Raw genomic sequence first — 11,901 nt, forward strand, 5'->3', positions numbered from 1 at the left:
GGACCGTGGCTCAACTGCGTATCGCTCTCGCCCAGACCAATCCGGTCGTCGGTGACATCGCCGGCAACGCCGACATGCTCGTCGAGTGGACCCGAAGGGCCGCCGAGCGCGGCGCGCACCTCGTGGTGTTCCCCGAGATGTTCCTGACCGGCTACCCCGCCGAGGACCTGGTGCTCCGGTCGTCGTTCGTGGAGGCGTCGATCACGGCGCTGTCGAAGGCGGCCACGCGGCTCGCCGACGAGGGTCTCGGGGATCTTCCCGTCGTGGTGGGCTACCTCGACCGGGCCGACCTCGCCCCGCGCGTGGGACAGCCCAAGGGCGCCCCGCTCGACGCGGCCGCCCTGCTCCACGAGGGCCGCGTGGTGACGAAGTCGGCCAAGCACCACCTGCCGAACTACGGGGTGTTCGACGAGTATCGCTACTTCGTGCGCGGCGACCGCCTGCCGATCTTCCGCCTGCACGGTGTGGACGTCGCCGTGGCCGTGTGCGAGGACCTGTGGCAGGACGGCGGTCCCGTCTCGGTGGTCGCCGAGGCCGGCGCCGGCCTGCTCGTCGTCCCCAACGGCTCGCCGTACGAGACGAACAAGGACGACGTGCGGCTGGAGCTGTGCGCGCGCCGGGCCCGCGAGGCGGGCTGCGCGCTCGCGTACGTGAACATGGTCGGCGGCCAGGACGAGCTGGTCTTCGACGGCGACTCGCTCATCGTGGACGCCTCCGGGGAGCTGGTCGCCCGCGCGCCGCAGTTCGAGGAGGACCTGTTCGTCACCGATCTGGAGCTCCCGGAGGGCACGGGCGAGCTCGGCGAGTCCCGCCACGACGCGCACGACGGCACGGTCATCACGGTCGAGCGGGTGCTGCTGTCGGCCGCGCCGGTCGAGCCGTACGAGCCGGAGGCGCCGGTCGTCGCCGAGCGGCTGGACGACCTGGCGGAGATCTACAACGCGCTCGTGCTCGGCGTGCGCGACTACGTGCGCAAGAACGGCTTTCGGTCGGTCATCCTCGGCCTGTCCGGCGGCATCGACTCCGCCCTGGTCGCCACGATCGCCGCCGACGCCGTCGGGCCCGAGCGGGTCCACGTGGTGCTGATGCCCTCGCGCTACTCCTCGGACCACTCCATCACGGACGCGGAGGAGCTGGTGCGCCGTCAGGGGGTCAACTCCGAGGTCGTACCGATCGCCGACATCGTCTCGGCGTTCGAGAAGGAGATCGAGCTGCACGGCCTGGCGGCCGAGAACCTGCAGGCCCGCGTGCGCGGCATGCTGCTGATGAGCCTGTCGAACGAGCACGGCCACCTGGTGCTGACCACCGGCAACAAGAGCGAGCTGGCCACCGGCTACTCCACCCTGTACGGCGACTCGGCGGGCGGGTTCGCCCCGATCAAGGACGTGCTCAAGAGCGTGGTCTGGAAGCTCGCCGAGTGGCGCAACGCCCAGCCCGGGCAGCCCCCGATCCCGGAGAACTCGATCACCAAGGAGCCGAGCGCGGAGCTGCGGCCCGACCAGCGTGACACCGACTCGCTCCCGCAGTACGACGTGCTCGACCGGCTGCTGCGCGACTACGTCGAGCGGGACATGGGCCGCGACGAGCTGGTCGCGGCCGGTCACGACCCCGAGTTGGTCACACAGATCATCCGCCTGGTCGACCTGGCCGAGTACAAGCGCCGCCAGTACCCGCCGGGCCCGAAGATCACGCCCAAGAACTTCGGCCGCGATCGCCGCCTGCCCATCACCACCCGCTGGCGCGAGCGCCTCTAGGACCGTCTTCACGGCCCGTCTTCAGGGACCGTCTTCCACGGGCCGCCTTCCTTCACGGCCCGTCTTCAGGCCCGCCTTCCTGGGCCGTCTTCAGGACCGCCTTCAGGTGCCGCCTTCGTGGGCCGTCTTCAGGGGCCGCCTTCACGGGGTCGCCGCCCGCATGCCGCGTGTCCGCGGTGGCAGCCACGCGCCGAGCAGCGCGGCGGCGGCCCGCACGGCCGTCACCAGGCCGTCGCCCCGAGGCCCTCTCGCGTGCCGCCGTCCGCCCCCTCACACCGGCATCGGTGGAATTTGGGCCTTGCCCGCGTGGCGCGGCGGAACTACGCTCCGGCTAATTCTTAGGAAACTTTCCTAACGATTGATGGAGGCCGGATGCGCCGAACAGCCGTTTTCCTTGTGACATTCCTGTTGATGTCCGCTCTAGCCATACCGGCGCGGGCCGCCACCGGCATCACTGCCGTCTTCACACTCAGCGGCACCCAGGGCAAGTTCGTCGTCACCAACTCCGGGTCCACGGCCGTCACCGGCTGGTCGATCCAGTTCGACCTGCCGGCCGGTGTCACGGCGAGCAATCCGCAGAACGCGACCATCAACCAGAACGGGACGAAGGTCAGGCTCACCCCCGCCTACTACATCAACACGATCCGGGCGGGCGGGAACACCGAGCCCTACAGCCCCTCCTTCACGCTCAGCGCGGCGGCCCAGCCGGCCAACTGCACGATCAACGGCGCCAACTGCGACGGGACCGGCGACCCGCCTCCCCCGCCCGCGCCGCTGACCGCGACGTTCACCGGCAGCGGGACGCAGGGGAAGTTCGTGGTGAACAACAACTCCGACACGGCGTTGAACGGCTGGTCGATCGTGTTCGAGCTGCCGGCCGGGGTGACCGCGAGCAACGCCCAGAACGGCTCGCTGAGCCAGAGCGGGCGGCAGGTCACCCTCTCCCCCGCCTTCTACAACACCAACATCGCGGCGCACGGGTCGACAGAGCCGTACAGCCCCTCCTTCACGCTGAGCGCGGCGGCCGAGCCGGCCGGCTGCCGGGTCAACGACGTCAGGTGCGACGGCTCGGCGGACACCCCGCCGGGTGCGCCGTCGAACCTGCGCGCCACCGCGAAGACCACCAAGACGGTGATGCTGGCCTGGGACGCCGCGACCCCCGGCAGCCTGCCCATCACCACGTATGAGGTGTACAACGGGTCGGCACTCGCGGCCACGGTGACCGGGACCAGCGCGACGATCACCGGGCTGACGCCGAAGACCTCATACACGTTCACGGTCAAGGCGAAGGACCGCAAGGGCAACCCGTCCCCGGCGAGCGGCGCCCTCACGGTCACGACCAACGACCCGGCCGAGGACACCCAGCCGCCCACGGTCCCGACCGGCCTGCGCAGCACCGCCAAGGACGCCACCAGCGTCACGCTGACCTGGACGGCCTCCACCGACAACAAGGGCGTGGCGGCCTACGACGTGTACACCGGGAACGACCTGGCGACCACGGTGACCGGCACCACGGCCAAGGTCACGGGACTGTCGCCGTCCACCGAGTACACGTTCACGGTGCGGGCGCGCGACCTGTACGACAACGTGTCGGCCGCGAGCGATCCGGTGAAGGTGAGCACGTCCGACATCGTCGGGAACGGCTACGCCCGGGTGGGCTACTTCGTCCAGTGGGGCATCTACGGCAGGCAGTATTTCGTGCGCAACCTCGAAACGACGGGCGCGGCGGCGAAGCTGACCCACCTCAACTACGCCTTCGCCAACATCGACCCGGTCAACCTGACCTGCCTCAACGGCGTGACCAGGGGGACCACGTCCAACCCGCAGGACCCGAGCCAGGGCGACGGCGCGGGTGACGCGGACGCCGACTACGGGCGGCCGATGAGCGCCGCGCAGTCGGTCGACGGCGTCGGCGACACCGGCTGGGAGAACCTGCGCGGCAACTACAACCAGCTGCGCAAGCTCAAGGTGAAGCACCCGGACCTCAAGGTGCTCATCTCGATCGGCGGCTGGACGTACTCGAAGTACTTCTCCGACGTCGCGGCCACCGACGCGTCCCGCAAGAAGTTCGTCAGCTCCTGCATCGACATGTACATCAAGGGCAACCTGCCCGTGTACAACAGCGCGGGCGGCCCGGGCACCGCCGCCGGGATCTTCGACGGCATCGACCTCGACTGGGAGTGGCCCGGCTCCGAAGGCCACGCCGGCAACCACGTCAGCCCGAACGACAAGGCGAACAACACCGCGCTGATCGCCGAGTTCCGCCGGCAGCTCGACGCGCTGGGAGCCACGACAGGCAAGTACTACCTGCTCAGCGCGTTCACCCCGGCCGACCCGGCCAAGATCGCAGCCGGGTGGGACCTGCCGCAGGTGGCGAAGTACCTCGACGTGTTCAACATCCAGGGCTACGACTTCCACGGCTCGGGCAGCGACAACTCGTGGGAGCCGAACCGGACCGGGCACCAGGGGAACCTCTACACCGACGTGGACGACCCCTACTCGTTCCACTTCAGCGTGGAGAACGCGGTCAACGCCTACCTTCAGGCCGGGGTGAACCCGCGCAAGCTCACGATCGGCCTGGCGTTCTACGGGCGCGGCTGGCAGGGCGTGACGGACGGCGGGAAGGGCGGCGAGTGGCAGCAGGCCACCGGCGCGGCGCCCGGCCAGTTCCAGGAGGAGGCCGGCACCCGGGGCTACTCCAACCTGGTGGCGAGCGTCCCGGGCTGCACGGTCAGCCATGACGAGCAGGCGGTGGCGACCTCCTGCTACACCGGCAACGGCGGCCAGTGGTGGAGCTTCGACGACGCTTGGTCGATCGGGCGCAAGGCCGCCTGGCTGCGGAGCAAGGGCCTGCTCGGGGCGATGATCTGGGAGATGTCCGGCGACACCGGCACACTGATGGGCGCGCTCGACGCGGGCCTCAAATAAAAGACCGTGACCGGTGCCGGACAGGCGTCCGGCACCGGTCACGGGGTCGTCGGAGACGGCGTCCCGGTAGACGGCGTCACCGGTAGACGGCCGCCCGCCCTCGCGACCATTCCCGCCAGTGGTACCCGGATCCCCCGGGAATGCTCCGCGCGGTGCGCCGCACCGCGCGGAGCCCGCGGCGAGCCTGTAGGGAGCCCGCGGGAGTCACAACTCGGGGGTGGGGAGCCGGGTCACGGCTCGGGGGTGGAAGGGCGGGGGCGGAAGCCCTTGAGCGCCTCGTCGACGATCCGCTCGGGAAGGCCGGCCTGGGAGTCGCCGGGGTGGGACCACTTCGTGAGCCAGATCACCGCCCCGCTGAGGAGCGCCAGCGCCATGTCGATATCGAGGTCCGCGCGCAGTTCCCCGGTCTCCATGCCACGCCGCAGGACGGCCGCCACGACCGCCCTGCGCGGCTCCACGGTCAGCTCGCGGAACCGCTCCGCCAGCCGGGGATGCCGCTCGGAGTCGCTCATGGCGATGTTCATGATGCAGCGGGTGCGGTGGTGCTGGGCCTCCTCCTGGATCACCCGGAGGTAGGTCACCAGGTCGTCCCGCACGGTTCCGCCCTGCGGCAGTGGGATCGGCGGCTTGAGCGTCGCCAGGGCGTCCACCACCAGGTCCTCCTTGTTGGACCACCGGCGATAGATCGTGGTCTTCCCGACACCGGCGCGGCTGGCGATCGACTCGATGGACAGCTCCGACACCCCGATGCCCTCACCGAGCAGTTCGAGAGTGGCCTCGATGATCGACCGTTCCGCCTTCTCGCTGCGCGGGCGGCCCGCCGGGCGGGCCACTCCCTCAGCCGTCTGCTGCGTCTTCATGACGAGTTCACACTACCGCCGCTTCCTTTTCGGTCTCAGCCTTGATGACATCGGCGTCGACCGAAGCCTTGCCCGGCATCCAGCGGGCCACCACGAGAGTGCCGACCAGGGCGACGAAGGCCGACCCGAGGGCCGCCCAGTGGACGCCGGTGACGAACGCGGCGTTCGCGGCGTCGAGCAGGCTCACGCCCCGCGCGCCCAGGTGGCCGGCGACACCGGACGCGCCCGAGATGGACTCGGTCACGACGTGGCGGAGCTGCTCCGGCAGAGCGGTGACCTTGTCCTCCATGTCGCTGCGGTAGCTGGCGGACAGGACCGCGCCCAGGATCGCGATGCCGAGCGTGCCGCCGACCTGCCGGACGACGTTGCTCATCGAGGAGCCCACCCCGGCCTTCTCACGCGGCAGCGCGTTCATGATGGCCGTGGTCGCCGGGGGCATGATGTTGGCCATCGCGGCGCCCTGGACGAAACCGAGGACCAGCAGCAGCCAGATCGGGGTGTCCACCTGCACGAAGGCATAGGACGCGAGGGCCAGGGTGATGACGAGCATGGCGACCGTGCCGACGACCCGAGCGCCGTACTTCTGCACCATGCGCGCGCTCTGCGGCGCGAAGATCAGCTGAGCGGCCGCGAACGGCAGCACGAGCGCCCCGGACTGCAGCGGCGAGTAGCCCCGGACGATCTGCCAGTAGAAGGCCAGGAAGAACATCACGCCCATGGCCGCGAAGAACACGAGGCCGACCGTGGCGATGGCGGTGGAGAAGCCGGCGTTGCGGAAGTTGCGCACGTCGAACGCGGGGTGGTCGATCCGGCTCTCGTACCAGACGAACGCGGCGAGGATCGCGACACCCAGCAGCGACGGCACGATGACCGAGACGTCGGCGACGGTGCCGAGGTCGCTGATCCGGACGATGCCGTAGACGAGGCTGATCAGGCCGAGGATGGACAGCAGCACGCCGACCGGGTCGAGACCGGCCTTGTTCGGGTCCTTCGAGTCCGGCACGATCCCGGCGATCAGCGCGAGGCCGAGAAGCACGATGGGCACGTTGACGAGGAAGACCGAGCCCCACCAGAAGTGCTCGAGCAGCACGCCTCCCGTGATCGGGCCGATCGCCACGGCGATGCCGACGCCGCCGGCCCAGATGCCGATCGCCTTGCCCCGCTCGTGGATCGGGAAGACGTTCGAGATGATCGCCAGCGTGGCGGGCATGATGGCGGCGCCGCCGAGGCCCATCAGGGCCCTCGCCGCGATGAGCTGCATCGGGTCCTGCGCGTACGCGCTGGCCAGGGACGCCAGGCCGAACAGGACCATGCCGGCCATGAGCATGCGCTTACGCCCGTAGCGGTCGCCCAGCACCCCGAAGGTGAACAGCAGGCCGGCGAACACCAGCGTGTAGGAGTTCATCGCCCATTCGAGCTGGCTCTGGGTCGCGCCCAGGCCGTGGACGGGATCGGCGATCGTCTTGATCGCCACGTTGAGGATGGTGTTGTCGAGGACGACGGCCAGCAGGCTGAACACCATCACGCCGAGGACCTGCCATCGGCGTGGGTGACCTGTATGAGCTTCCACGGATTCCCCCATGATTTCGATACGCTCAAGTTTCGCAACGCAAGCGTAGCGCTGGTAATTCCGATACGCAACGGGACCGTTTCATAATCCAGGGCGGTCCCGCCGTATTCGCTGGTCAACTGGGCAAAAAGACGCTCGGCCGGGGTGCCGGCCCACGCACCGCTCGTCCCCGGCGCACCTCCCGGAGTGCCGGGACGCCAGGGCGTCTCGCACGGCCACCCGGAGCAGGCGGCGGCGGACGCCCTTCGCGCGACGGTCCCGAGGGACGGCCGCGCACCCCCTGTACATCAACGCGGGGGTCGGTTCTATTCCCGGTTCGGGGCGGAATTCATCCCCCGGGCGGCCCGGTCCTATTCCCCGGCGGGGGCCGGCAGGGGCGTCGCGGCGTCCGGACCGGCCGCGATGCCCGATCCGGCCACCGCGCCGAACCCGCTCGCGCCCTCCGATCCGGTCACCGCGCCGGACTCGCTCGCGCTACCGGCTCCGGCCGGAGCGAAGGCGGCGGCCGGAGCGAAGGCGGCGGCCGGAGCCCCGCGCCGGACCAGCGCGGCGAGCAGGGCCAGCGCGACGCCGACCACTCCGGACACGGCGAAGGCCCAGGCGGGGCCGTGGGCGTCCAGGAGCCCGCCTGCGAGGGGCCCGGCCAGGGCTCCTCCGATCGTCAGGGAGGTGCCGTGCAGGCCCATCGCCTCACCCCGCGCCACCGCCGGGACCTGCCGGTTGACGGCGTCCACGGTGGACGACAGCGCCGGGGCGCACAGCAGCCCGGCCGGCACCAGCGCCAGGCACAGCCAGCCCCAGCCCCCTCCGACCAGGCCGACGGGCGCGGTCAGCGCGCACAGGCCGATCGCGAGCACCGCGGGCGACAGCCCCCGGGAGAGCCCGCCGTACACGAACCCGCCGACGAGCGAGTACGCGCACCACAGCGCGAGGACCAGCCCGGTCCAGGCGGTCGCGCCGTCGGCCTTGAGCATCGCCACGACGCTCAACTCGGTCGCGGTGAGCACGAAGGTCAGCCCGGACACCAGGCAGAGCAGGGCGAGCAGGCCGGGCCGCAGCCACTGCCGCCGGGGAACGGCCCCCTCGTGCCCCGCGTCCTCCTCGGCCGACCGCGTGGGCGGATTGAGCAGATACAGCGCCACTCCGGAGCCCACCAGCCCGACGGCCACGCCGTACATCGTCGCGGTGCTGCCGAAGGCCGTCACGCTCGCGACGGCGAGGGCGGGACCGACCATGTAGGACAGCTCCACGCCCATTGAGTCGAGGGCGAAGCCGGTCTGGTGGTTCTCCACCGGCACCATCGCGGCCACGCACTGCCTGATCGCCCCGAACACCGGCTGGCTGAACAGCCCGCCGATCAGCGCACCCGGCAGGAGCACGGCATAGGGCAGCGCCGGCGCGGTGCACCACAGGCACAGTTGCACGACGGTCGTCACCGCCATCACCGGCCGCAGCCCGCGCCGGTCGACGAACCGGCCGACGAGCGGCGAGCCGACGGCGGCGCCCGCCATGGAGGCGGTGCCGACCAGGCCCGCCTGGAAGAAGCCCAGATGCTGGCTGTTCACCACGTGCAGGGTCAGCGTCATGCCGGTGCCGGTGAGGGGAATTCTCGCGATCATGCCGACCAGCAGCAACGTCCGCACGCCCGGCAGGGCGAGCACCCGCCGGTAACGATCAAAAGCCATTCTGGTTCCTTACCTCCGCACGGCATTGTGCCGGGTGCCTCCGACATCTCCGCCGCCGGGTCGCCCCATTCGTCCCACTTGTCCCGCTCGTAGCGCGCCCGGATTACACCGCCCGTCCGGGGTGTTCCACGCCATGGCGACCATGCAATGATCTGACTGTCCGGGGACGCCACAGGGGCGCCACGAGGCCTGGAGGTAGCCATGTCCTCTGTTTCCGTTGTGTCCAAGCCCGCCCTCTACGGCGGGGCCGCAGGGCGCAGAGTCACCGTCCGCGACATCGCGGCAGCCAAGGAGCGCCACGAGAAGTGGCCGATGGTGACGGCGTACGACGCCATGACCGCGAGGGTGTTCGACGAGGCGGGCATCCCGGTGATGCTCGTGGGCGACTCGGCCGCCATGGTCGTCTACGGCTACGACTCGACGCTGCCCGTCACGGTCGACGACCTCATCCCGCTCACCGCCGCGGTCGTACGCGGCTCGTCGCGGGCGATGGTCGTGGCCGACCTGCCGTTCGGCTCCTACCAGGCCTCACCCCAGCAGGCCCTGGAGACCGCGGCCCGTTTCGTGAAGGAGGCAGGCGCGCACGCCATCAAGCTGGAGGGCGGCCACCGGGTCCTCCCCCAGGTGGAGATGCTCGTGTCGGCCGGGATTCCGGTCATGGCCCACCTCGGCCTGACCCCTCAGTCGGTCAACGCCTTCGGCGGCTACCGGGTGCAGGGCCGCGGCCAGGCGGGTGACGAGATCATGGCCGACGCCAAGGCGCTGGAGCACGCGGGCGCCTTCGCCGTCGTGCTCGAATGCGTTCCCGCCGACCTCGCCCAGCGGGTCACCACGTCGCTGAGCGTCCCCACGATCGGGATCGGGGCGGGGCCGCACACCGACGCGCAGGTCCTCGTCTGGCAGGACCTCATGGGCCTGACCCCGCAGCCCGCGAAGTTCGTGAAGAAGTACTTCGATCTGGCCGGGGAGATGGACCGGGCCATCCGCACGTACGCCGACGAGGTCGTCTCCGGCGTCTTCCCCAGGCCCGAGCACAGCTACCGCTGACGCCCGGCGGGCGGCCGCGGCGACGCGCTGCGGCCGCCCTGACCGGCGTCTCCCGGCGGCGGGGTCGTCCCCGGGAGGCGCCTCAGATCGCGTCGAGCGCCTGGGCGAAGTCGGCCCACAGGTCCTCGGCGTGCTCGATGCCCACCGCCACCCGGACCGTCCCCTCGCCGATGCCCGCCGCGGCCAGTCCCTCGGCGCTCACCGTGCGGTGCGACGTGGTGGCCGGGTGGAGGATCAGGGTCTCCACGCCGCCGAGCGAGGGCGCGAGCAGCGCGAGCCGCACGTTGCGCATGAACGCCTCCCCGGCGGAACGCCCTCCGGCGAGGTCGAAGGAGAACACGCCGCCGAAGTCGGGCAGGAGCTTCGTGGCGAGTTCGTGCGACGGGTGGGAGGGAAGACCCGGCCAGTGGACCGCGGCCACGGCCGGATGCCCGGCGAGCCGCGTCGCGAGCACGCGGGCGTTGGCGCAGTGGCGCTCCATCCGCAGCGGCAGCGTCTGCATCCCCCGCAGGGTCAGCCACGCGGCGAACGGGTCGGCTGTGGCGCCGAGCTCCACCGCGTACGACCACACCGTGCGGTACACCTCCTCCGAGGCGAACACGGCGATCCCGCCGACGACGTCGGTGTGCCCGGACAGGTACTTGGTGACGGAGTGCACCACGATGTCCGCGCCGTGCTCGATGGGGCGGCACAGGATCGGCGAGGCGAAGGTGTTGTCCACCACGGTGAGGATCCCGGCCTCCCGCGCCGCCGCGCACATCCCCGGCAGGTCGGCCACCTGCGTCATCGGGTTGGCGATGGTCTCCAGATACAGCAGCCTCGTCGTGGGCCGCACCGCGGCGCGTACGGCGGCGGGGTCGTCCTGCGGCACGCGAGTGACCTCGACGCCGAAGCGCTCCGCCAGGTCGGCCAGTGTCTGCGCGGTGGCGCCGTACAGCGCCGACTGGGCGATCACGTGGTCGCCCGACTTCAGCAGGCCGAGCAGCACGGCGTTGATCGCGCCCATGCCGGAGCCGGTGGCCACGGCCGCCACGCCGCCCTCCAGACCGGCGACCGCCTCCTCCAGCGCGCGCACGGTGGGGTTGGAGAGCCGGCCGTAGACGTACGCCCCGTCGGGCCGCCCCATGCCGTCGGCGAAGACGGCCGGGTCGTCGAAGACGAACCCCGAGGTCTGGTAGATCGGCATGGAGATCGGCACACTGGCCTCCGGCACGGGGCGGGGCAGGTGGACGACGCGCGTTTCCGGATGCAGGGAGCTCATGCCGTCCACAATTACCCAGAAAGGCCGTTCTTGTCAGATCGGCCCACCGCCGACCGGTTACGCGGCGAGCGGAGAAGGCTCCCGGCGCCGCCGCCCGAGGTGAGGATGAGAGGGTGGATCTCAGCTTCCTCCTGGTACACAGTCCCTCCGTCGGCCCCTCGACCTGGACCCCCGTCGCCGAAGTCCTGCGGGCGCGCGGGCACACCGCCGTGGTGCCGCGGCTGACCTACGTGACGGCGGGCCCTCCGCCGTACTGGCCACGGGTGGTGAGCGAGGTGGCGGCGAGCGCGCCGCGCGGGCCGCTGGCCGTCGTGGCGCACAGCAACGCCGGGCTGTTCGTGCCGCTGATCGCGCAGGCCCTCGCCGGGCAGGTCGCCGCGTGCCTGTTCGTCGACGCCGCCCTGCCGCCGCGCAGGGGCGTGTGCCAGGCGGCGGAGCCGGAGCACCTCGGCTTCCTGCGCTCCCTCGCCGACGACGCGGGCGTCCTGCCCCGCTGGACCGACTGGTGGCCCGAGGAGGACGTCGCCGCCCTCCTCCCCGACCCGGTGGCCCGCCAGGTGGTCGTGGCCGAGCAGGCGCGGCTGCCCCTCGCGTACTACCTGGAGGAGATCCCCGTGCCCGACCGCTGGGACCACATCAGGAGCGGCTACCTGTGGTTCGCGGACGGGTACGCCGCCCTCGCCGACGAGGCCGGGGAGCGCGGCTGGCCGGTCGCCCGCATCCCCGGCGAGCACCTGCACCAGCTCGTCGCGCCGGAGGCGGTGGCCGACTGGCTGCTCGCCACCGCCACGTAGCC

At 71.2% G+C, this 11,901-nt stretch carries 8 protein-coding genes; 4 read left to right on the plus strand and 4 right to left on the minus strand.

Features of this window, described 5'->3' with window-relative positions; genetic code table 11:
* Positions 1-5 precede the first annotated feature (5 nt).
* Positions 6-1,754: an NAD+ synthase gene (locus ACQEVJ_RS31680; protein ID WP_433107405.1), complete on the plus strand. Its 1,749-nt coding sequence runs from the start codon at positions 6-8 to the stop codon at positions 1,752-1,754.
* Positions 1,755-2,165: 411 nt separating this feature from the next.
* A complete protein-coding gene (locus ACQEVJ_RS31685) occupies positions 2,166-4,682 on the plus strand; it encodes a glycosyl hydrolase family 18 protein (RefSeq protein ID WP_433107407.1) in 2,517 nt (838 codons plus the stop codon).
* Between the two features lie 230 nt (positions 4,683-4,912).
* On the opposite strand, the gene ACQEVJ_RS31690 is transcribed toward ACQEVJ_RS31685, so the two are convergent.
* From ACQEVJ_RS31690 to ACQEVJ_RS31700, 3 genes are all read right to left on the minus strand, one after another.
* The gene (locus ACQEVJ_RS31690; protein WP_433107409.1) at positions 4,913-5,542 is read right to left on the minus strand and encodes a TetR/AcrR family transcriptional regulator; all 630 of its coding nucleotides are present in this window, start codon (positions 5,540-5,542) and stop codon (positions 4,913-4,915) included.
* Positions 5,543-5,549: 7 nt separating this feature from the next.
* Entirely contained in the window at positions 5,550-7,064 is a 1,515-nt protein-coding gene (locus tag ACQEVJ_RS31695) for an MFS transporter (RefSeq protein ID WP_433113083.1), read from the minus strand.
* A 398-nt stretch (positions 7,065-7,462) separates the two neighbouring features.
* A complete protein-coding gene (locus ACQEVJ_RS31700; RefSeq protein ID WP_433107411.1) occupies positions 7,463-8,797 on the minus strand; it encodes an MFS transporter in 1,335 nt (444 codons plus the stop codon).
* 201 nt (positions 8,798-8,998) lie between these two features.
* Between ACQEVJ_RS31700 and panB the strand changes: the two genes are divergently transcribed.
* Complete coding sequence (panB, locus tag ACQEVJ_RS31705; protein WP_433107413.1) at positions 8,999-9,844, plus strand: 3-methyl-2-oxobutanoate hydroxymethyltransferase; 846 nt, start codon at positions 8,999-9,001, stop codon at positions 9,842-9,844.
* A gap of 82 nt (positions 9,845-9,926) precedes the next feature.
* Here the strand turns inward: panB and ACQEVJ_RS31710 are convergent, their stop codons facing one another.
* Entirely contained in the window at positions 9,927-11,105 is a 1,179-nt protein-coding gene (locus ACQEVJ_RS31710; RefSeq protein WP_433107415.1) for a trans-sulfuration enzyme family protein, read from the minus strand.
* Between the two features lie 113 nt (positions 11,106-11,218).
* Between ACQEVJ_RS31710 and ACQEVJ_RS31715 the strand changes: the two genes are divergently transcribed.
* Positions 11,219-11,899, plus strand: a complete 681-nt coding sequence (locus tag ACQEVJ_RS31715; protein WP_433107417.1) for an alpha/beta hydrolase — start codon at positions 11,219-11,221, stop codon at positions 11,897-11,899.
* Positions 11,900-11,901: the final 2 nt, after the last annotated feature.

It is taken from the genome of Microbispora sp. CA-102843, assembly GCF_050936215.1.
Classification (GTDB): domain Bacteria; phylum Actinomycetota; class Actinomycetes; order Streptosporangiales; family Streptosporangiaceae; genus Microbispora.

Excerpts from the sequence above, each read along its gene's own strand:
- ACQEVJ_RS31685 (WP_433107407.1), top strand. The coding sequence starts at position 2,166 with ATGTCCGCTCTAGCCATACCGGCGCGGGCCGCCACCGGCATCACTGCC.
- ACQEVJ_RS31690 (WP_433107409.1), bottom strand. The coding sequence starts at position 5,542 with ATGAAGACGCAGCAGACGGCTGAGGGAGTGGCCCGCCCGGCGGGCCGC.
- ACQEVJ_RS31695 (WP_433113083.1), bottom strand. The coding sequence starts at position 7,064 with ATGGTGTTCAGCCTGCTGGCCGTCGTCCTCGACAACACCATCCTCAAC.
- ACQEVJ_RS31700 (WP_433107411.1), bottom strand. The coding sequence starts at position 8,797 with ATGGCTTTTGATCGTTACCGGCGGGTGCTCGCCCTGCCGGGCGTGCGG.
- panB (WP_433107413.1), top strand. The coding sequence starts at position 8,999 with ATGTCCTCTGTTTCCGTTGTGTCCAAGCCCGCCCTCTACGGCGGGGCC.
- ACQEVJ_RS31710 (WP_433107415.1), bottom strand. The coding sequence starts at position 11,105 with ATGAGCTCCCTGCATCCGGAAACGCGCGTCGTCCACCTGCCCCGCCCC.